21 protein-coding genes are annotated in these 20,047 nt (G+C 51.0%); 19 read left to right on the forward strand and 2 right to left on the reverse strand.

Going from position 1 to position 20,047, the window contains the following annotated elements:
- Positions 1 to 563: ATP-binding cassette domain-containing protein (locus tag ACTRC3_RS06365; protein WP_440322372.1), on the reverse strand; the 563-nt coding region annotated here is incomplete at its 3' end.
- Positions 564 to 749: 186 nt separating this feature from the next.
- On the opposite strand from ACTRC3_RS06365, the gene ACTRC3_RS06370 reads away from it, so the two are divergent.
- From ACTRC3_RS06370 to rlmH, 13 genes are all read left to right on the forward strand, one after another.
- A complete protein-coding gene (locus tag ACTRC3_RS06370; protein ID WP_178039126.1) occupies positions 750 to 1,397 on the forward strand; it encodes a redox-sensing transcriptional repressor Rex in 648 nt (215 codons plus the stop codon).
- Between the two features lie 94 nt (positions 1,398 to 1,491).
- The gene (gene alr, locus ACTRC3_RS06375) at positions 1,492 to 2,658 is read left to right on the forward strand and encodes an alanine racemase (RefSeq protein WP_440322375.1); all 1,167 of its coding nucleotides are present in this window, start codon (positions 1,492 to 1,494) and stop codon (positions 2,656 to 2,658) included.
- An 84-nt stretch (positions 2,659 to 2,742) separates the two neighbouring features.
- The gene (locus tag ACTRC3_RS06380; RefSeq protein ID WP_440322377.1) at positions 2,743 to 3,090 is read left to right on the forward strand and encodes a type II toxin-antitoxin system PemK/MazF family toxin; all 348 of its coding nucleotides are present in this window, start codon (positions 2,743 to 2,745) and stop codon (positions 3,088 to 3,090) included.
- 108 nt (positions 3,091 to 3,198) lie between these two features.
- The gene (locus tag ACTRC3_RS06385) at positions 3,199 to 3,927 is read left to right on the forward strand and encodes a YebC/PmpR family DNA-binding transcriptional regulator (protein ID WP_440322379.1); all 729 of its coding nucleotides are present in this window, start codon (positions 3,199 to 3,201) and stop codon (positions 3,925 to 3,927) included.
- 15 nt (positions 3,928 to 3,942) lie between these two features.
- A complete protein-coding gene (locus ACTRC3_RS06390) occupies positions 3,943 to 4,728 on the forward strand; it encodes a CFI-box-CTERM domain-containing protein (RefSeq protein WP_178039130.1) in 786 nt (261 codons plus the stop codon).
- Positions 4,729 to 4,806: 78 nt separating this feature from the next.
- A complete protein-coding gene (locus tag ACTRC3_RS06395; protein WP_440322381.1) occupies positions 4,807 to 5,490 on the forward strand; it encodes a ClpP family protease in 684 nt (227 codons plus the stop codon).
- Positions 5,491 to 5,561: 71 nt separating this feature from the next.
- The gene (locus tag ACTRC3_RS06400) at positions 5,562 to 8,303 is read left to right on the forward strand and encodes a DNA translocase FtsK 4TM domain-containing protein (RefSeq protein ID WP_440322383.1); all 2,742 of its coding nucleotides are present in this window, start codon (positions 5,562 to 5,564) and stop codon (positions 8,301 to 8,303) included.
- Positions 8,304 to 8,323: 20 nt separating this feature from the next.
- Positions 8,324 to 9,283, forward strand: coding sequence for a chitobiase/beta-hexosaminidase C-terminal domain-containing protein (locus tag ACTRC3_RS06405; protein ID WP_440322385.1), 960 nt, complete (start codon positions 8,324 to 8,326; stop codon positions 9,281 to 9,283).
- A 15-nt stretch (positions 9,284 to 9,298) separates the two neighbouring features.
- Positions 9,299 to 9,601 (forward strand): Dabb family protein, encoded by a 303-nt coding sequence (locus ACTRC3_RS06410; protein WP_440322386.1) that lies wholly within the window; start codon positions 9,299 to 9,301, stop codon positions 9,599 to 9,601.
- Positions 9,602 to 9,760: 159 nt separating this feature from the next.
- Positions 9,761 to 10,645 (forward strand): sulfide/dihydroorotate dehydrogenase-like FAD/NAD-binding protein, encoded by an 885-nt coding sequence (locus tag ACTRC3_RS06415; RefSeq protein WP_178039135.1) that lies wholly within the window; start codon positions 9,761 to 9,763, stop codon positions 10,643 to 10,645.
- Entirely contained in the window at positions 10,645 to 12,033 is a 1,389-nt protein-coding gene (gene gltA / locus ACTRC3_RS06420) for an NADPH-dependent glutamate synthase (RefSeq protein ID WP_440322388.1), read from the forward strand. The genes ACTRC3_RS06415 and gltA overlap by 1 nt, the downstream gene beginning before the upstream one ends.
- Positions 12,034 to 12,181: 148 nt before the next feature.
- Positions 12,182 to 12,982 (forward strand): MBL fold metallo-hydrolase, encoded by an 801-nt coding sequence (locus tag ACTRC3_RS06425; RefSeq protein ID WP_440322390.1) that lies wholly within the window; start codon positions 12,182 to 12,184, stop codon positions 12,980 to 12,982.
- Positions 12,979 to 13,458, forward strand: coding sequence for a 23S rRNA (pseudouridine(1915)-N(3))-methyltransferase RlmH (gene rlmH / locus ACTRC3_RS06430; RefSeq protein WP_440322391.1), 480 nt, complete (start codon positions 12,979 to 12,981; stop codon positions 13,456 to 13,458). Before ACTRC3_RS06425 ends, rlmH begins: the two co-directional genes overlap by 4 nt.
- Positions 13,459 to 13,538: 80 nt before the next feature.
- On the opposite strand, the gene ACTRC3_RS06435 is transcribed toward rlmH, so the two are convergent.
- Positions 13,539 to 14,948: an alanine/glycine:cation symporter family protein gene (locus ACTRC3_RS06435; RefSeq protein WP_440322393.1), complete on the reverse strand. Its 1,410-nt coding sequence runs from the start codon at positions 14,946 to 14,948 to the stop codon at positions 13,539 to 13,541.
- A 157-nt stretch (positions 14,949 to 15,105) separates the two neighbouring features.
- Between ACTRC3_RS06435 and ACTRC3_RS06440 the strand changes: the two genes are divergently transcribed.
- The 6 genes from ACTRC3_RS06440 (at position 15,106) to yqfD (ending at position 20,044) form a co-directional block, all read left to right on the forward strand.
- Positions 15,106 to 16,227: a D-alanyl-D-alanine carboxypeptidase family protein gene (locus tag ACTRC3_RS06440; RefSeq protein WP_440322394.1), complete on the forward strand. Its 1,122-nt coding sequence runs from the start codon at positions 15,106 to 15,108 to the stop codon at positions 16,225 to 16,227.
- Positions 16,228 to 16,364: 137 nt separating this feature from the next.
- Positions 16,365 to 16,961, forward strand: coding sequence for a hypothetical protein (locus ACTRC3_RS06445; protein WP_178039140.1), 597 nt, complete (start codon positions 16,365 to 16,367; stop codon positions 16,959 to 16,961).
- Positions 16,962 to 16,984: 23 nt separating this feature from the next.
- Positions 16,985 to 17,971: a diaminopimelate dehydrogenase gene (locus ACTRC3_RS06450; RefSeq protein WP_178039141.1), complete on the forward strand. Its 987-nt coding sequence runs from the start codon at positions 16,985 to 16,987 to the stop codon at positions 17,969 to 17,971.
- Positions 17,971 to 18,516 carry a DUF2284 domain-containing protein gene (locus ACTRC3_RS06455; RefSeq protein ID WP_178039142.1) on the forward strand — a complete coding sequence of 182 codons (546 nt, stop codon included), beginning with the start codon at positions 17,971 to 17,973 and terminating at the stop codon, positions 18,514 to 18,516. The genes ACTRC3_RS06450 and ACTRC3_RS06455 overlap by 1 nt, the downstream gene beginning before the upstream one ends.
- A gap of 59 nt (positions 18,517 to 18,575) precedes the next feature.
- Positions 18,576 to 18,830 (forward strand): YabP/YqfC family sporulation protein, encoded by a 255-nt coding sequence (locus tag ACTRC3_RS06460; protein ID WP_440322395.1) that lies wholly within the window; start codon positions 18,576 to 18,578, stop codon positions 18,828 to 18,830.
- Positions 18,824 to 20,044 (forward strand): sporulation protein YqfD, encoded by a 1,221-nt coding sequence (gene yqfD, locus ACTRC3_RS06465; protein ID WP_440322396.1) that lies wholly within the window; start codon positions 18,824 to 18,826, stop codon positions 20,042 to 20,044. Before ACTRC3_RS06460 ends, yqfD begins: the two co-directional genes overlap by 7 nt.
- Positions 20,045 to 20,047: the final 3 nt, after the last annotated feature.

The raw sequence follows: 20,047 nt of genomic DNA on the forward strand, positions 1-20,047 counted from the left end.
GGCTCGTCCAGCATAATGAGATCCGGATGGGAGAGCAGAAGCTTGCCTAAAGATACGCGGGTCTTCTGACCGCCGGACAGCTTGTTGACATGCTTCTCAAACTCTTCCTCTTCAAACCCCAGTCCCTTCAGGACGCCGACCACCTCGCTCTTATAGGCGTAGCCGTTTTTAAGTTCAAATTCATGGTTCATGCGGGTATACTGCTCCAGCGCCATATCCAGCGCAGTGCCGGACAGCTCCTTCATCTGCGCTTCGATCTCCCGGATACGGGTCTCCAGATCGATAACGTCCTGCTTGACCGTCAGCAGCTCCTGGTAAATGGTATGATCACTGTTCAGATCCTGATGCTGTGCCAGATAGCCGATGGTTTTGCCTTTTGCCAGAACCACCTCGCCGGAGTCTGCTTCCATTTCCCCGATGATGATTTTTAAGAGGGTAGATTTGCCTGCGCCGTTGATACCGACCACGGCGGCTTTTTCCCGATCCTCCATGTGGAAGGACGCGTTTTTCAGAATCACGTCGGTTCCGAAGGCTTTGTTTATATTTTGACATGCTAATATCATAAAAACACCTCTGTTTTTCGTTGTTGAATGTCACACGAAGTCTATTATAGCGAAAAATACAGGATTGAACAAGATAAAATCTACGATTCTTTCAGAAGAATCCAGTAAAAAGATTGACAAAAAATTTGCTTTTCGATTATAATAAAAACAGTTTTGAAAGATTTATTGAGGGATGTGCAGAATATTATGGAAGAGAGAGAGATCTCAAAAGCAGTTATCAAGCGGCTGCCGCGCTATTATCGCTATCTCGGAGAACTGATGGAAAATGGAGTAGAACGTATTTCCTCCGGCGAGCTGAGTAAGCGGATGAGTGTCACGGCGTCACAGATCCGGCAGGATCTGAACAACTTTGGCGGTTTTGGGCAGCAGGGGTACGGATACAATGTCAAATATCTGTATGAGGAAATCGGCAAGATTCTGGGCCTTGACAAGAAACATAACATGATCATCATCGGCGGTGGTAATCTGGGACAGGCTCTGGCCAATTATGTGGATTTTGAAAAACGCGGTTTCTACATAAAAGGCATTTTTGATGTAAATCCTATTTTAAAGGGCTTAAGCGTCCGGGGCATCCAGATTCACATGCTGGAGGATTTGGAGAGCTTCATCAAGGATGAAGATATTCAGATTGCGGCATTGACATTGCCAAAGTCCAAGGCAGAGGAGATGACGAAGCTTCTGGTTCAGTATGGAATCAAGGCTATCTGGAATTTCGCCCATATCGATCTGGATGTTCCGTCGGACGTCCTGGTAGAGAATGTTCATTTGTCAGAGAGCCTGATGCAGCTTTCTTACAATATTACACGGTATGAGAAAGAGCATCCCCGTTCCTGACGGAGTATCGGAGTGAAGTATGATAAAAGGGAGCTTTTGGCTCCCTTTTACATGTAAACGCATAGTATATTAAGGATAGTGAGGAGTGTCAGACGTGAAAGGATATAAGCGCGTGGCGGCTTATGTGGATTTAGATGCCATAGAAGATAATTTTGAGGCTATGAAGGCGAACCTGAAAGAAAAAACAAGAATTGCGGCTGTAGTAAAGGCCAACGGGTATGGACATGGAGCAGCGCCCATTGCTAGAATGATAGAAAAGAAGGATTATCTGTGGGGCTTTGCGGCAGCGACCATTGAAGAAGCTGCAGAGCTTCGAAGAAATGGCATTCAAAAGCCAATCCTGATTCTGGGGTACGTATTTCCGGAGGATTATGAGGAACTGGTGCGCCTGGATATCCGCCCCACGGTATTTCGCCTGGATATGGCGAAGGAACTGTCTGCGGAAGCAGTTCGACAGCAAAAAGAAGTGAGTGTTCATATTAAAGTAGATACCGGTATGAGCCGGATTGGATTTGCGGATACCAAAGAGAGCGTGCAGGATGTCTGCGCTATCAGTAAGCTTCCGGGCATCAGGATGGAGGGGCTGTTTACCCATTTTGCCAAATCTGACGAGCTGGATAAAGCGGCTACCGAGAAGCAGCTTGCCCGGTACTGCGCGTTCCGGGAAGCCTGTGAGGCAGCCGGCGTGAAATTTCAGATTCATCACTGCTCCAACAGCGCCGGCATCATTGATTTGCCGGAGGCAAATCTGGATATGGTACGGGCGGGTATTACGGTATACGGTCTGTATCCTTCCGACGAGGTGAAGAAGGAGCTGGTTCCCCTGAGACCGGCGATGGAGATGAAAAGTCATATTGTACATGTAAAGACCATCGCGCCCGGAACGGAAGTAAGCTACGGCGGCATTTATACGGCTGATTCTGCGCGCCGGATTGCTACCGTCCCTGTGGGCTATGCGGACGGGTATCCGAGAAGCCTGTCCAATAAGGGCGTGGTGCTGATCGCTGGTAAGCGGGCGCCTATCTGCGGCAGAGTCTGTATGGATCAGATGATGGTAGATGTGACGGAGATTCCGGAAGCAGTTCCGGGCATGGAAGTGACCATGTTTGGCAAAAACGGAGAAGCATTTCTGTCCGTGGATGAGCTGGCGGAGCTGTCCGGGCGGTTTAACTACGAATTTGTCTGTGATTTGTCCCAGCGCGTTCCGCGGATTTATCTGCGGCACGGGCAGGTGTCTGAGATTCACGATTTCTACGCCTGAAAAATCCGGCGTATAGACACGAAAATTTTGGAAATACTTGAGAGGAAAGACCTTATGTATTTTTTTAATTGGAGTGTGAAAAATGTGATAATCAAACGGGGCGATGTATATTACGCGGATTTAAGACCGGTGATTGGTTCCGAGCAGGGCGGTGTGCGCCCGGTGCTTGTGATTCAGAATGATACCGGCAACCGGCACAGTCCCACAGTCATCGTGGCGGCCATTACTTCGAAGATGAATAAAGCGAAGCTGCCGACTCATGTGGAACTGAGTACCAGACAGTGTCAGATTGTACGGGATTCCGTGATTCTGCTGGAGCAGCTGCGGACCATTGACAAGCAGCGGCTCCGGGATAAAATCTGTCATCTGGATGAAAAATCCCTTTATCGGGTGAATGAAGCTTTGCGGGTAAGTCTCGAATTGGATACATAAGACTTGCCATTCAAAAAAATTAGTGCTAAAATAGAGAGAACCGTCTGTCGGGAGCTGACAGAACCGGCGGCAAAAAGTACAGAACAGGAAGAATAGGAGTGTTTAGATATGTCAGGACATTCAAAATTTGCGAACATTAAGCATAAAAAAGAGAAGAATGACGCAGCAAAGGGAAAGATTTTTACCATCATTGGCCGTGAGTTGGCTGTAGCTGTAAAGGAGGGCGGAGCTGATCCGAACAACAACAGCAAGCTGCGTGACGTCATTGCCAAGGCAAAGGCGGCCAATATGCCCAACGATACCATTGACCGCGGTATCAAGAAAGCGGCAGGAAACGCCAATGCTGTTAATTATGAGTATGTATCTTATGAAGGCTATGGACCCAACGGCATCGCTATCATTGTAGATGCGCTGACCGACAACAAGAACCGTACCGCGGCCAATGTAAGAAGCGCCTTTACCAAGGGCAACGGCTCCATCGGCAACCAGGGCTGTGTATCCTATATGTTTGATAAGAAGGGACAGATCATCGTAGACCGCGAGGAGTGCGATATGGATCCGGACGATCTGATGATGCTGGCGCTGGACGCAGGGGCAGAGGATTTCTCTGAGGAAGAAGACAGCTTCGAGATTTTGACCGATCCGGATTCTTTCAGTGAAGTACGTGCTGCGCTGGAGGAAAAGGGAATCCCCATGGCAGAGGCAGAGGTTACCATGATTCCGCAGACTTACGTAACTCTGACTGACGAGGAAGCGGTTAAGAATCTGCAGAGAACACTGGATCTTCTGGATGAGGATGACGACGTGCAGAATGTATATCATAACTGGGACGAGTAATCGGGAGGAGTACATATGGATCTGGTAGCATACGGAGAGAGTTATAATCAGGCCATGCAGGGCATCGAGGATATGCTTCTGACAGAGGGCAATCCCATGACTTCCTTTAAGAAAAGCGTGTATCCGGAAGCATTTCAGGCCTACCTGCGTAAGCATCTGGACACGATAAACGCCATTGAGGCTGTATACCAGCAGGAGGAAAATCCGGCTGCCTGGCTTAATAAGCTGGCAGAGCATCTGGTGGATTGCGCCCGGGCGGAGCTTGAGGGCATTCCCAAGAAAGGAAAGAAAAATGAACAGCAGATCAATTACAATATGATCCTGGCTGTTTACGTATTTCCGGCGATTCTGGAGCAGAAGCAGAAGAATGATTCCGCAGAGCCTCTGACGGATGTGTTGGTAGCGAAGTGGAACGAAGCGTTTAAGACATCGGTAGGCAAGGCGGATTATGAGAAAATAGAGCAGGGTTTCCATCGAAAGTTCTGTTATATTACGACCGCGGCCTGTGAGCGCCAGGGCAAAGCTGACGACTGCTATGAGCTGGAGCTTTTACGTTCTTATCGCGATGAGTATCTTCTGAGGCGTGAGGACGGCGAAGCGATGGTAAAGGAATATTACAATATCGCCCCCACTATCGTGAACCGTATCGGACGACAGGAAGACGCAGACGCTGTATACGAAGAGATCTGGAATGATTATCTTATGGATTGTATCCACAAGATCGAAAACGGTGAGAATGAAGCATGCCGGGAGCGCTATACAGAGATGGTATATGATCTGAAGAACCGCTACATGGCTTAAGCCTTCGAACAGGTATAAATGCCCTGACCGGAAAGCATACTAAAGAAAAAGTATGTGAGAAAGGTCAGGGTATTTTTTATGGAAAAGGAAAAACAGCAGAAGACAGAAGTTCAGAAAGAACAGAACCAGGAAATCGAGGATTATGGTCAGGTGACGCTTGAAGAAGGCGAACATAGAATCCGCCTTTTGAATATCATCGGCGAAATCGAGGGGCATGAGTGTCTGGCGTCTAACGCGAAAACTACCAAGTATGAACATGTGATTCCACAGCTTGCGGCCCTGGAGGGCAGCCCGAGCGAGGAGGGTCTCCTGGTTCTCATCAACACAGTGGGCGGCGATGTAGAATCGGGACTTGCCATAGCGGAAATGATCGCGTCTTTAAGCAAGCCTACGGTGTCACTGGTTTTAGGAGGCAGCCATTCCATTGGTGTGCCGTTGGCAGTTTCAGCGGATTATTCTTTTATTGTTCCCACCGGAACCATGATGATTCATCCGGTGCGGATGACCGGATTGATTATCGGCGTTCCTCAGACCTTTGATTATTTCCAGAAAATTCAGGCCCGGATTTCCGATTTCATCACCACCCACAGTACTATTTCGGGAGAACGGCTTTCGAAGCTTATGCTGGAAACAGGAGAGCTGACAAAAGATGTGGGTTCTGTCCTGGTAGGCGGACAGGCTGTGAAGGAAGGACTCATCAATGAGATAGGGGGAATCGCTCAGGCTTTTAAAAAGCTGCGGACGCTTATAGAGGAAAAATGATGCGTGGACAGCGAGGCCCAGAAATGATATAATAAGAATAATTATGCGAGTAAAAGGGGAGGACATAAGAGATGGCAGCAGGGAACTCCGGTAAACGCCGGACAACCACACGAAAAAAGACAACGGCCTCCAGAAAGACAACAGCGAAGCGGAAAGAAGAAAACGCGTTTATCCGGGATGAGGTGACGGTTCTGATTCTTTTCGCGGTTTCCGTTCTGCTTCTAATCAGTAATTTCGGAGTCGGCGGAGCCGCGGGCAGTTTTGTCAGCGGTGTTATGTTCGGTATTTTTGGAATATTTGCATATATTTTGCCAGTGGTTTTGTTCCTGGTTACAGCGTTTTCGATTTCAAACCGGGATAATACCATTGCGGTTGTGAAAGCGGCAGCCATGGTGATGGCAGGCATTCTTTTGTGCGCGGCATTCGAACTGATATTCGGAGAAAAGGACGGGGCCGGAACTGTAACGGCTTTCTATACCTATGCGTCAGAGCATAAGACAGGCGGCGGCGCGGTTGGCGGCCTGATCTGCAAGGCGCTGACCGGAGCTTTTGGCGCGGTGGGTGCTTGGATTATCATATTGGTACTGTTTATTATCTGCGCTGTGGTAATCACCGAACGTTCTTTTATCGGCGGCGTAAAAAGCGGAAGCAAAAAGGTATACGATTCAGCGAAAGAGGACGCGAAGCGATACCGGATTCAGGCTGAGGAGCGCCGGGATGCCAGAAGGAAGGCCATGGAAGAACGGGCAGCCATGGAGACGGAAGAACTGGAGAATGAAGAACCGGCAGAAGCGGAAAAACCGCCGAAGAAGTTCCGGGAGCCACGCAGACCCAGAGTGGAGCACAAGGTGTCCGGGATAGCGCTGGAGGAAACCGCGATAAAAGAGACAGCCGGAAAAAATACCCCGGAAAATGAAGCAGCCGGGCAAAAGCCCTGTGTGAATAAAGAAGCTTATACGGATGAAATGCGGGAGATTACCCTGCCTGATATGGATGGCACAGACGCGGCCGGATTGCCGGATTCGGCAGAACAGCCGGAAGCTTTTGAATATGCAGAAGAACCGGACCTGAAGGATCTGGATGAGATGTTCCGGATTCCGATTCACCGGGAGCGTCCGACGTCAGAGCCGGAGGAGCAGAAAGTGGAAGCAGATCCATTTGTCTGGCCGGAGCCTGAAGTACGGGAGCAGGTTCAGCCGGAAGCTTCGGCATCGGAATCCCGGCCGGAGAAGCCGGTCAGAAAGGCGGAACCGCCCCATGTGCCGACAGTGGAACCGGCACAACAGCCGAAGACAGTGCCGGAGAAAGCGGATACGCCGACAGCGCTTCCGCAGGAATACGTTTATCCGCCTCTTCGTCTGCTGAATCAGGTGAAGCATACAGAGAATAAAGACACGGATCGGATTCTGCATGAGACGGCTCTTCATTTGCAGCAGATTCTCCGGGACTTCGGCGTGGGTGTAACGGTCACGGATGTAAGCCAGGGTCCGGCCGTGACCCGCTATGAGCTTCAGCCGGATCAGGGCGTCAAGGTCAACAAGATCGTAAGCCTGGCCGATGATATCAAGCTGAATCTGGCCGTGACTGACGTGCGAATTGAAGCGCCGATTCCGGGAAAAGCAGCCGTGGGTATTGAGGTTCCCAATGCGGAGAATTCCATCGTATCTTTCCGGGAGCTGGTTTCCTCCCAGGAATTCAAGAGCCATAAGTCGAAACTGGCCTTTGCGGTGGGCAAAGATATTGCAGGTAAAATCATGGTGACGGATATTGCCAAGATGCCCCATCTTCTGATTGCCGGAGCTACCGGTTCCGGTAAATCTGTCTGTATCAACACGCTGATCATGAGTCTTTTGTATAAGGCGTCTCCGGATGAGGTGAAGCTTATCATGATCGATCCGAAGGTGGTAGAGCTGAGTACATATAACGGCATTCCCCATTTGCTGATTCCGGTGGTAACGGATCCGAAAAAGGCGGCCGGAGCCCTGAACTGGGCGGTGGCGGAGATGACCCATCGCTACAAGCTCTTTGCGGATTACAATGTCCGGAACCTGGCCGGTTACAATGAGAAAATTAAGAATATTGAACACATTGAAGATGACACCAAACCCCAGAAGCTGCCCCAGATTGTCATTGTGGTGGACGAGCTGGCAGATCTGATGATGGTGGCTCCGGGTGAAGTGGAGGACGCCATCTGTCGTCTGGCACAGCTGGCCCGCGCGGCGGGGATTCATCTGATTATCGCAACCCAGAGACCGTCTGTGAATGTTATCACAGGTCTTATTAAGGCCAACATGCCGTCCCGTATCGCGTTTGCAGTATCTTCCGGTGTGGATTCGAGAACCATTCTCGATATGAATGGAGCAGAAAAACTGCTGGGTAAGGGCGACATGCTGTTTTATCCTTACGGTTATCCCAAGCCGGTCCGTGTGCAGGGCGCGTTTGTCTCTGACGAAGAGGTGAGCGCGGTTGTAGAGTTCCTGAAGGAGAATAACAGCGCAAACAGATATAATGCAGCTGTCGAAGAGCACATCAATACAGCGCAGACTGCAGAGCAGGAAAGCAATAGCAACGGGTCGGGCGACGGCCCGGAGAGGGACGCACTGTTTGCGGAAGCCGGAAAATTCATTATCGAAAAAGACAAGGCATCCATCGGTATGCTGCAGCGCTGGTTTAAAGTGGGCTTTAACCGGGCCGCCCGTATCATGGATCAGCTGTCTGAAGCTGGGGTAGTGGGCGAAGAAGCCGGAACCAAGCCCCGGGAAATTTTGATGACCATGGAAGAATTTGAACGTTATCTGGAAGAATACGTCTGATTGCAAAAGAGAGGAAGCTTATGAAGTGTCCAAATTGCGGGAGTGAGCTGGAACCCGGAAAAATATACTGTGAACATTGTGGACATGAAATTCAGATTGTTCCGGACTATGATCCGCTGGACGAGGTGCTGATTGAGCAGGAAGAACCGGAAGAAATGAAACCGGATAGCTTTCCGGTTTTGGAAGAATCCGGGACGACAGCGGGAAAGGGCAGAAAAACGTCCGGTGAAGGAAAGCGGACTTCGTTGCGCTTTCGCTATAAGAGTCTGCTCTTTCTGATGGTGCTGCTGATTTGCGGATGCGCTTTTACCCTGTCTTATTCTGTAATGACCAGCGATAATAATTATTCCTATCAACTTCGAAAAGGCAGACAGTACGAGAAAAAAGGAGAATATGAAAAGGCTATCATGTATCTGCGTCGGGCGCAGGAGATTCAGAATGAGAAGAACGGCAGTGATACGGAAGCTTTGCGTCTGCTGGCAGAGGTCTATGCGAAGACAGGAGCCAAAGCCCCGGCTCTGACTTATATGAAACAGGCTGTAGAAACAGAAAGTCTGGCCCGGGGAGACAGTCAGGCATTGCAGGAGCTGTATCTGGATTTGATGGAGCTTTTAAATGAGACCGGGCAGACGGAGCTGGTAGGAGACGTGATAGCGGAATGTCCGTATCCGGATATCCGGGACGCGCTCCTGCCTTATCGGATTGAAAAGCCTGCCTGTGATACGCCGGAGGGCATTTACAATTATTATCTGCGGCTGAACTTGTCAGCAGAATATGGAAGCATTTATTATACACTGGACGGCAGCATCCCAACCAGTGAGAGCACCCGGTATGAAGGCCCCATTGAACTGATGGAAGAAGGGGAAGTTTTACTCTGCGCCGTTGCCATCAATAAAAAAGGTATGATAAGCGAACCGTTGGTACTGGCCTATAAGCTGGATTTCCCGGCAGCCGGTGCTGATACGGACGATGATAATTAAAGAGGAGGAAACATTATGGTAAAGCATCTGGTTATGTGGAATTTTAAAGAGGATTTTCCGGAGGAGAAGAAAGAGGCCCTGGCAAAAGAGGCGGACGCGCGCCTGAAAGCGCTGGTGGGACAGATTAAAGGCCTGACCTTCGCGGAAATGAAGCTGAACAGGCTTCCGGGAAGCAACCGGGAACTGCTGTTGGTATCCGATGTGGAGACCGCGGAGGACCTGGCGGCCTATCAGGTACATCCACTTCACGTGGCGGTAGCGACCGAGATTATCAAACCGGCTACCTGTGATCGGGCATGCTTCGATTATGAACTGTAAAACTTCCGGATTACATGCGCTGAAAATGAATTAACAGTTGAAATCTTCGGAAAATTGCATTATTATATTAAAGATGAGTTAGATTTGGCCGTGGGAAGCAATTCCGACGGCCCTTAAGCGGGTTTTAGATTCGCAAGATTATACTCCAGGAGGAAACGTATGTTCAAGATTGTAAAAGCAGAGCAGCTCTCTGCAAATGTTTACAAGAAAGTTGTCCTCGCTCCGAGAGTGGCAGCTTCTTGTCAGCCGGGACAGTTCATTATCGTAAGACTGGATGAGACGGGGGAGCGTATTCCGCTGACCATCTGTGATTATGACAGAGAAGCCGGAACTGTTACCATCGTATTCCAGCCCATCGGCGTATCTACCAGCAAGATGGTAGACCTGAAAGAGGGAGATTATTTCCTTGACTTCGTAGGACCGCTGGGACGTCCGTCCGAGCTGGTTACCGACGACTTAGAAGAAGTAAAGAAGAAGAAGGTTATCTTCATTGCAGGCGGCGTAGGTACCGCTCCGGTATACCCGCAGGCAAAATGGCTGCATGAGCATGGCATAGAGTGCGATATCATCATCGGCGCCCGTTCCAAAGACATCCTGATCATGGAAGAGGAAATGAGCAAGGTCGGCAACCTGTATCTGTGTACCGACGACGGAAGCTACGGCTTCAAGGGCGTAGGTACCGCTATGCTGGAGAAGCTGGTAAGCGAGGGCCATCACTACGATCTGTGTGTAGCCATCGGACCGATGATCATGATGAAATTCGCCTGTCTGACCACGAAGAAGCTGGGCATCCCGACTATCGTCAGCATGAACCCGATCATGGTAGACGGAACCGGTATGTGCGGAGCCTGTCGTGTGGTAGTAGGCGACGAGGTCAAGTTCGCCTGTGTAGACGGACCGGAGTTCGACGGCCACAAGATTGATTTCGATCAGGCGATGAAGCGTGCAGCTATGTACAAGACAGAAGAAGGCCGCCGCATGCTTGCATACAAGGAAGGAAAGACACATCACGGCGGATGTGGAAATTGCGGAGGTGACAAGTAATGGCTGACGTATTAAAGAAGGTTCCGGTAAGAGAGCAGGATCCGAAGGTTCGTGCTACGAATTTCGATGAGGTCTGCCTTGGTTACAATAAGGACGAGGCAGTAGAAGAGGCACAGAGATGTCTCGGATGTAAGAAAGCAAAATGTATGGAAGGCTGCCCGGTACAGATTCATATTCCGGATTTCATCGGCGCAGTAAAGGAAGGCGACTTTGCAAAAGCATACAGCGTAATCAGCGAGTCTTCCGCACTTCCGGCTATCTGCGGACGTGTATGTCCCCAGGAGAGCCAGTGTGAGGGACGCTGCATCCGCGGTATCAAGGGCGAGGCAGTTTCCATCGGTAAGCTGGAGCGTTTTGTAGCCGACTGGGCGAGAGAGCAGGGCATCAAGCCGGCAGCTCCCGCAGAGAAGAATGGCAAGAAGGTTGCGGTCATCGGTTCCGGTCCTGCAGGTCTGACCTGCGCTGGCGACCTGGCAAAGCTGGGTTATGACGTAACTATTTTTGAGGCGCTGCATAAAGCAGGCGGCGTTCTGGTATACGGTATTCCGGAGTTCCGTCTTCCGAAGGACGGCGTCGTACTTCCGGAGGTAGAGAATGTAAAATCTCTCGGCGTTAAGATCGAGACTGACGTTATCATCGGAAAGTCTGTAACCATCGACGAGCTGATGGAGAATGAAGGCTTTGACGCTGTATTTATCGGATCCGGCGCAGGACTTCCGAAGTTTATGGGTATCCCGGGCGAGACAGCCTGCGGCGTATTCTCCGCAAACGAGTTCCTGACCAGAAATAACCTGATGAAGGCTTTTGACGAGAATTATGATACCCCGATCTTCCATGGCAAGAAGGTTGCTGTAGTCGGCGGCGGTAACGTGGCCATGGACGCTGCCCGTACGGCACTGCGTCTGGGCGCTGAGGTACATATCATCTACCGTCGTTCCGAGGAAGAGCTCCCGGCACGTAAGGAAGAAGTACATCACGCAAAAGAAGAGGGCATCATCTTTGATCTGCTGACCAACCCGGTAGAGATTCTCGAGGATGAGAATGACTGGGTAAAGGGTATCCGCTGCGTTCGCATGGAGCTTGGCGAGCCGGATGCTTCCGGAAGAAGACGCCCGGTAGAGGTAGAGGGATCTGAATTCGATATCGACGTCGATACCGTTATCATGTCTCTGGGAACCTCCCCGAACCCGCTGATTTCCTCCACCACTAAGGGTCTGGAGATCAACAAGAGAAAATGTATCGTTGCATCTGAAGAGACAGGCGCTACCTCGAAGGACGGCGTATTCGCAGGCGGCGACGCGGTAACAGGTGCTGCTACCGTTATCCTGGCCATGGGCGCCGGTAAAGAGGCTGCAAAGGGTATTCATGAGTATCTGAGCCAGAAATAAGTTTCACAGTACGTGAATTCAAAGTCGTATCACAGACCTTCTCTGTGATACGACTTTTTTTGCGGCAGCTCCTTGCCAACCCCGGATAGCTCTGGTAAGATAAAAAAAGATTTTATGAAAACATTTTCAGAAAAGTGAGGAATTCCATATGAAGCTTACGATTCTCGGAACCGGCAACGCACTGGTGACAGAGTGTTATAATACCTGCTACGTCTTAAGCAGCGCCGAAGGCCATTTCCTGATAGACGGCGGTGGAGGCAGCGAGATCCTGGCGCGTCTTAAGAAAGCCGGAATCGATGTAAATGACATTCACCATATCTTCGTGACCCACAAGCATATTGACCACGTCATGGGCATTATCTGGATGCTGCGCGTCATCTGCCAGAATATGAACGCCGGAAAGTATCAGGGGGAGGCTTATATCTACGCCCATCAGGAGCTGACAGAGATGCTTCGGGTCTTGGCAGAAATGCTGCTGAACAAGAAAGAGACAAAACTCATCGGCGACCGTGTTCATCTGGTTCCGGTGACGGATGGTGAACAAAAGGAGATTTTAGGGCACCGCTATACTTTCTTTGATATCGACTCCACCAAGGCGAAGCAGTACGGTTACATGTGCGATCTGGGGGACGGTCGAAAACTGACCTGCTGCGGTGACGAGCCCTACAATGAGAAAGAGGAGCCGTATGCCGCCGGAAGCGACTGGCTTCTCCACGAGGCCTTCTGTCTGGACGGGCAGGCTGACATCTTCCGGCCCTATGAAAAGCATCATTCTACGGTAAAGGACGCCTGCGAGCTGGCAGAGCGCCTGCATGTGAAAAATCTGGTGTTGTACCATACGGAGGATAAGAATATCGCCCGTCGCCAGGAGCTGTACCGGGCGGAGGGAGAAACCTATTTTACCGGAAACCTTCTGATTCCGGAGGATATGGATGTGATTGAATTATGAAAATAACCTGTGTCGTAGTGGGCAAAATAAAAGAGAAATATTTTACGGACGCCATCAGGGAATACTCCAAGCGCCTGAGCCGCTACTGCAAGCTGGAAATTGTGGAACTGGCCGATGAAAAGACGCCGGACGGAGCCAGCGAGGCGGAAGAGGTGGCCATCCGGGAAAAGGAAGGCGAGAGGATTTTAAAAGCTCTGAAGGACGATGCCTATGTGATTGCCCTGGCCATCGAGGGAAAGATGCTGGATTCCGTGGAGCTGTCCCAAAAGATTGATCGTCTGGGCGTAAGTGGTACCAGCCACATCGCCTTTGTCATCGGCGGTTCGCTGGGCCTGGCTCCGGCGGTTATGAAGCGTGCAGATTACGCTTTAAGCTTTTCCCGTATGACATTTCCGCATCAGCTGATGCGGGTGGTATTGCTGGAGCAGCTGTACCGGAGCTATCGGATTCTGAAAAATGAACCCTATCACAAATAAGAGGCAGAAAAAGGACTGACATATGAATAGACGTGAAGCTTATTCATATGTCAGTCCTTTGTATTTCAGAGACATATTATTTACAGTGTCTTATCATGCCGATGATTTTGCTCATAATCCTTCAGGCTTTCAATGACCTTCGGAGACAGCGGAATCAGCGCCATCATATTGAAGATGGTCATGAGACCGATGCCGATATCGCCCAAATCCCAGACGAAGGTGTAGGCGGCCAGGCCGCCGATAAAAAGCATTACCAGAGCCAGAACCTTGTAGAGCGTCTGGGCGCTCCAGTTGTCGCCGAACAGATAGGCCACATTGGAACGGGCATAAAAGAGGATGCCGATAAAAGTGGAGAAGCTGAACAGCCACAGGATTACGGCAATAAAGATCACGCCTGGCTCACCGATGTGGTACCGCATGGCTGTCTGTAAAAGGTCCATGCCCTGGAGTCCATCGGTCAGAGATGCGGGAGTCAGCAGCATAATCAAAGCCGAGCAGCTGCAGATAAGAAGAGTGTCGATAAAAACGCCCAGTGCCTGCAGAAGGCCTTCCTTGGCCGGATGACTGATGTCCGCAGCCGCAGCCGCACAGGGAGCGGAACCGCTTCCGGCCTCATTAGAGAAAAGACCGCGCTTGATTCCGTTCATAATGACCGCACCCATACCGCCGGCAGCCGCCTGGCGAAGGCCAAAGGCTTCCTGGAAAATCCGCGCGAACACAGCCGGAACCTGTCCGATATGTTTGAAAATAATAAAAAGGGTCAGGAAGAAATACAGGCCTGCCATAACCGGAACAACCACGTCAAGCACCTTCACCGTGGCATTTTTCCGAAGAACGATGAAGGCTGCCACCAGTACCAATACGATGGTAGTGTACAGCGGCGGAATATGAAAGGCGTTCCGGAAAGCCGAAGATACGGAATTACCGATAACCTGGCTGATGCCGCACCAGCAGAGAAGACCGGAGAGGGCAAAGAGTATCGCAATAATGGAACGCTTTTTCCTGCTGCCCGGTTTCACAAAGAGTGCGTGGATATAGTAAGCCGGACCGCCCCGGAAGCCGCCGTAGAGCGGATCCCGCTGCTTATAAATCTGTGCCAGCGTCGCCTCCGCAAAGGCAGTGGCAGAACCAAGAAGCGCCATCACCCACATCCAGAAGATGGCTCCCGGGCCGCCGGCAGAGATGGCAGCGACCACACCGATAAGATTGCCCATGCCCACCCGGGTGGCTGTGGAGACGATCAGGGCCTGCAGGCCGGAGATACCGTCCCGATGCTCGGGATTACGCTTTTCAATAGAGACACGCAGCATTTCCGGGAAAAGCCGGAAGGGAAGGAAGCGGGTGCGCAGAGTGAAATAAATCGCCGTGGGAACCAGAAGCAGTACCAGGAGGGAAAGCCCCAGGGAACTGCCGCCGGGCAGCGGAATGGTGATCAGATCGCCCCAGAGAAAATTATAAACAAGATGGATCAGATTCATAAAGTGGATCATGGTTGTAGTCTCCCTTTTTATTCTTGCTTTTTAGTATACCTTATATTCTATGGTTTGTATATTGAAACCGAAAAAAAATTCTGGTAGAATAACGAAGAAACAAAACAAACATAATAAATACAAAAATTGATAATATATGTAAAATGGGAGGTTCCCGGTGGGTACATTAGAAGAAAATGATGAGGCATGGGAGCGCGAGCGCGCCAGAAGACGGGCAGAACGACGCAGGAGAAGACAGCGGGAGGCCAGAATAAAAAGAGCTATAGTTCTTACGGCCATGGGACTTTTCCTGTTCCTTGTGCTGGTTCTTGGCTCAATAACTGTAAAGCATATGATAAAGAAAGCGGCTGCCGGCGCGACGGAAACGGCGTATCTGGCTATGCGGACGAAAATTGAGGCGTCGATTCCCGCGGGGACTTCGGACGGAACAGATTCGGCAGAGACTGTTTCCTCTTATGCTGTGTCCGGTGACTATACCATCAGCGGATTGGACGGTGCTTCCTATCTGGGCAGCGACGATGTGACCAGCACCCGGGCTCTTCTGGTGGACGCGGATAACCGCACGGTCCTGTATCAGCGGGGCGCAGGCGATCGGATCAGTCCGGCGTCTATGACGAAAGTGCTGACGCTTCTGGTAGCAGTAGAGCATGTGTCGAATCTGGACGACACCTTTACGATTACCCGGGAAATCACAGATTACAGCTATTCCCACGATTGCAGTGCCGTGGGCTTTGATGAAAATGAGACCGTGACGGTGAGAGATCTGCTATACGGAACTATTCTGCCGTCCGGCGGCGACGCGGCGGCCGGACTGGCCTATTATGTATCCGGATCCCTGGACGGCTTTGCGGAGCTGATGAACCAGAAGCTACAGGAGCTGGGAATCTCCGGCAGTGCCCATTTCACCAACTGCGTAGGGCTTTACGACGACAATCATTACTGCACTTTATATGATCTGGCGGTCATTATGACGGCGGCCATGGATAATCCGCTTTGCAGCGAAATTCTGAATGCCCGTACCTACACCACATCCGCCACGGAGCAGCATCCGGACGGTATTATTATTTCCAACTGGTTCCTGCGGCGGATTGAGGATAAGGACACCCACGGAGAAATCATCGGCGCGAAGACCGGCTATGTGGTACAGTCCGGCAACTGTGCGGTGAGCGTAAGCCGTTCGAACAGTGGACGCCGGTATATCTGCGTGACTGCGGACGCCCACAGCGCCTGGCGCTGCATCTACGATCATGTGGCGGTTTACCAGAATTATACGGAGTAAACAGGAAATTCACGAATTAGCGTAATAAAGCATTGACTATTCGAAGGCATAAAATTATAATAGGAAAAGGAATGAGGGCACAGAAAACGATGTGCTCTTATTTCTTGAGTTACAGGAAAGGACGCGGCTTACATAGTATGCAGAAGGAACTGGACTATTTTATGATTGAACATTCTTACGGAGGAAATCAGGAGTGGTTTTGGGATCCGATGATGAAAATCGGAGGCTGCGCGGCAGTGACGGCCTGCGACAGCAGCATTTACTTCGATTGTTATAAGGGGACGGAAGGCCTTTATCCCTATGAAAAGACAGCATTGACGAAAAAGGATTACGTAAAGTTCGGCATGAAGATGAAGCCTTATCTGAAGCCCAGACGGACCGGCATCGATTCTCTGGACATCTATATGGACGGCTTCGGAAAATACCTGGCAGATAAGGGCTGCGACGCGGTTCACATGGAACCGCTGCATGGCACGGAGGATGCGGAAAAGGCAAAGGCGGCAGTGATAGACGCCATTGATCGGGGAGTTCCGGTGCCCTGCCTGGTTCTGAAGCATGAAAACCCGTTGTTTGAGAACTATGTCTGGCACTGGTTTCTTCTGACCGGTTACGATACGGCGGGGGACAGTTGTATGGTCAAAGCGGTGACCTTCGGTGAAAGCAAATGGCTGGATATGGATGATCTGTGGAACACAGGCCATGACAAAAAGGGCGGTCTGATTCTATATAAGTAAAAGGAAGAGAGGATTATGAAAAAATGAGTATCAGAATAGGAATTATGGGATACGGCAATCTGGGACGCGGCGTAGAGTGTGCGGTTGCCCAGAATGCGGATATGGAGTTGAAGGCAGTATTTACCAGAAGAAATCCGGAGGAGCTGCATATCTGGTCTAAGACAGCCAAAGTGGTCAGCGCATCTGAACTGGCAGACTGGAAGAACGAACTGGATGTTCTGATTCTCTGCGGCGGAAGCGCCACAGACCTGCCGAAGCAGACGCCGGAGTGCGCCAAGTACTTCAATGTCATCGACAGCTTTGACACCCATGCGCGGATTCCGGAGCATTTTGCGGATGTGGACGCAGAGGCGAAGAAGAGTGGCAGAGTAGCAATTATCTCCGTAGGCTGGGATCCGGGTCTGTTCTCCCTGAACCGTATGTACGCCAACGCCATTCTGCCGGAGGGCAAGGATTATACCTTCTGGGGCAAGGGTGTAAGCCAGGGGCACTCTGACGCAATTCGTCGCATCCCCGGTGTAAAGGACGCAAGACAGTATACGATCCCTGTGGAGAGTGCGCTGGAAGCAGTACGTGCAGGAAGGAATCCGGAGCTGACCACCCGCGAGAAGCATACCCGTGAGTGCTTCGTCGTCCTGGAGGAGGGCGCGGATCCCGCAAAGGTAGAAGAAGCGATCACGACGATGCCCAATTACTTCGCTGATTATGATACTACCGTTCATTTCATCACCGAAGAGGAAATGCAGCAGTATCACAGTCGTCTGCCCCATGGCGGATTTGTGCTCAGAAGCGGCGTAACCGGACGAGAGAAAGAGAATCATCATCTGATCGAGTATCGATTGAAGCTGGACTCCAACCCGGAATTTACTTCAAGCGTGCTTGTGGCTTACGCGAGAGCGGCATACCGCATGAGCCGGGAAGGTATGAGCGGCTGCAAGACTGTCTTTGACGTAGCTCCGGCTTACTTAAGCGCCAAGAGCGGCGAAGAGCTGCGGGCAAGCCTGCTGTAATGGACGCGCTGCGGGAGAAAATCGAAGCCACATTAAGCGCCTACCCGGTCTGCGAATACGCCTTTGTAAAGCCAAAGGAGCTTCCTTTCCGGGATGAGGTGCGTTATATCTGCCGAACCGAATGCCCGCGCTATGGTACTTCCTGGTCCTGTCCGCCTGCGGTGGGCACAGTGGAGGAATGCCGGAAACGGTGCCTCGGATATGAAGACGTACTGATGTTCACCACTATTGCCGAGGGCGTGGATACGGAGGATATGTCCGCCATGCTGGCCACCAGACGGGAGCATGAGGAGATTACAAGACAGATTCGGGATGAAATGAAAGCCTTCTGCGGGGAAATGCAGGTGCTTTCCACGGAATCCTGCGCCATTTGCGAAAAATGCGCTTATCCGGACGCGCCCTGCCGCCATCCGGATCGGATGTTTCCGTGTATCGAGAGCTACGGTATTCTGGTGACAGAGCCGGCGGAGAAAAATGGGATCACCTTTATGAGCGGAAGCGGCCTGGTGACCTGGTTCAGTCTCATTTTGTATAAACGGGCATAAGCGTCTGAAAAACTGCATATAGTTGAGGTAAGGAAAACAAAGGTCCGGAATTCATGAGCGTGAAGGAGCAGATGACGGAGGCTCTGAATCTGCCAAAGGATCTGACGCTGGGTGCAGTGATCTTGACCATTACCGGAAAGTATGAGGCTTATGTGGAAAACTACATGAGCCTCATTGAATATACGGAAAACCAGATCCGGATTCAGACCCGCACCTGTAAGCTGGAGATTCACGGCAAACAGCTGGAGATTGTCTATTACACCAATGAGGAAATGAAAATCACCGGCGAGCTTCTGGAGGTGAAATATTGCTGATTTGGTTGTTTCGTTATCTGAAGGGCTTTGTGCGGATCCGGGTTCTTGGGTACTCGCCGGAGCGCTTCCTGAACCTCTGTAAGGCCAGGCGCATCGTCCTGTGGGATCTGCAGAATGTGGAAAATGAATACGAAATGAATCTTAGCATCCGGGACTTCCGGAAAATCAGGCCATTGGTGAAAAAGGCCCGGGCGCATGTGACTGTTACCGAGCGCCACGGGTTCCCTTTTTTTCTGCACCGGAACCGGAAACGGAAGATGTTCCCGGTGGGGATGCTGGCCTGCTGCATGCTGCTCTATGTGTTATCCCTGTTTATCTGGGACATCCGAATCGAGGGAAACCGGGCCCGCAGTACCGACGTATTGCTTACCTATCTGGCGGAGGAGCAGATCGTTCACGGTATGCGAAAACGCGATGTGGACTGCAAGGAAATCCAGACCATGCTTCGGATTCATTTTCCCGATTTGACCTGGGTGTCAGCTCGCGTCACCGGCACACAGCTTCTGATTCGGGTACGGGAAAATCAGGATCTGGAGACGGAACAGCAGGAAGCGGCGAACACATCAGAAAGTTCCGATCTGGTGGCGGTCCGGGCAGGAATCATTACCGGCATTCTGGTACGAAGCGGCACCGCCCAGGTGCAGCCCGGCGACGAGGTGGAGGCCGGTACGGTTCTCATCAGCGGAACGGTGGACATCCGGGACGACAGCGGCGATGCGGTTGGCGTACAGGAGGTTCGTGCTGACGGCGACGTCCGGGCCCGGACTTTTTACGTCTATGAGGACAGCTTTGCGCGGTCCCGCGAAGTACGGCATTTTACCGGAAAAAAACGTTATGGCGTGTCGATCAGAGCCGGACGGAAGCTGTTATCTTTCACGGATCCGAGAACCTTTTCTTTGTATACAACTGTGGAAACGGAGCATCCGCTGCATCTGACAGGGAATTTTTACCTTCCACTGTCCTTCGGCCTCATAGAGCGGGCCGAGTATGAGGTTTATACGGAAAAATATACGGCAGAGGAGGCAAAAGGCCTTGCAGAAGCCCATCTTAATGAATTTTTAAATAATTTACTGCAAAAAGGGGTTCAAATTGTCGGAAATGATGTTAAAATAGATAACGGCAGGAATTTCTGCGTCTCGAAGGGGAAGATTGAGGCCCTGGAGGAGATCGGAATTCCGAAGATCAGACAAAAGGAGCAGGCAGCATTTGAGTAATAT

This window comes from Laedolimicola sp. (assembly GCF_051972735.1).
In the GTDB taxonomy this organism is placed as follows: Bacteria; Bacillota; Clostridia; order Lachnospirales; family Lachnospiraceae; genus Laedolimicola; species Laedolimicola intestinihominis.

Bases quoted from the DNA above. Each gene is read 5' to 3' on its own strand.
- ACTRC3_RS06445 (WP_178039140.1), top strand. From the start codon at position 16,365: ATGCAGAAGGAACTGGACTATTTTATGATTGAACATTCTTACGGAGGA.
- ACTRC3_RS06400 (WP_440322383.1), top strand. From the start codon at position 5,562: ATGGCAGCAGGGAACTCCGGTAAACGCCGGACAACCACACGAAAAAAG.
- ACTRC3_RS06415 (WP_178039135.1), top strand. From the start codon at position 9,761: ATGTTCAAGATTGTAAAAGCAGAGCAGCTCTCTGCAAATGTTTACAAG.
- ACTRC3_RS06410 (WP_440322386.1), top strand. From the start codon at position 9,299: ATGGTAAAGCATCTGGTTATGTGGAATTTTAAAGAGGATTTTCCGGAG.
- ACTRC3_RS06425 (WP_440322390.1), top strand. From the start codon at position 12,182: ATGAAGCTTACGATTCTCGGAACCGGCAACGCACTGGTGACAGAGTGT.
- gltA (WP_440322388.1), top strand. From the start codon at position 10,645: ATGGCTGACGTATTAAAGAAGGTTCCGGTAAGAGAGCAGGATCCGAAG.
- ACTRC3_RS06395 (WP_440322381.1), top strand. From the start codon at position 4,807: ATGGAAAAGGAAAAACAGCAGAAGACAGAAGTTCAGAAAGAACAGAAC.
- ACTRC3_RS06405 (WP_440322385.1), top strand. From the start codon at position 8,324: ATGAAGTGTCCAAATTGCGGGAGTGAGCTGGAACCCGGAAAAATATAC.
- ACTRC3_RS06435 (WP_440322393.1), bottom strand. From the start codon at position 14,948: ATGATCCACTTTATGAATCTGATCCATCTTGTTTATAATTTTCTCTGG.
- ACTRC3_RS06455 (WP_178039142.1), top strand. From the start codon at position 17,971: ATGGACGCGCTGCGGGAGAAAATCGAAGCCACATTAAGCGCCTACCCG.
- ACTRC3_RS06370 (WP_178039126.1), top strand. From the start codon at position 750: ATGGAAGAGAGAGAGATCTCAAAAGCAGTTATCAAGCGGCTGCCGCGC.
- ACTRC3_RS06385 (WP_440322379.1), top strand. From the start codon at position 3,199: ATGTCAGGACATTCAAAATTTGCGAACATTAAGCATAAAAAAGAGAAG.
- ACTRC3_RS06450 (WP_178039141.1), top strand. From the start codon at position 16,985: ATGAGTATCAGAATAGGAATTATGGGATACGGCAATCTGGGACGCGGC.
- ACTRC3_RS06390 (WP_178039130.1), top strand. From the start codon at position 3,943: ATGGATCTGGTAGCATACGGAGAGAGTTATAATCAGGCCATGCAGGGC.
- rlmH (WP_440322391.1), top strand. From the start codon at position 12,979: ATGAAAATAACCTGTGTCGTAGTGGGCAAAATAAAAGAGAAATATTTT.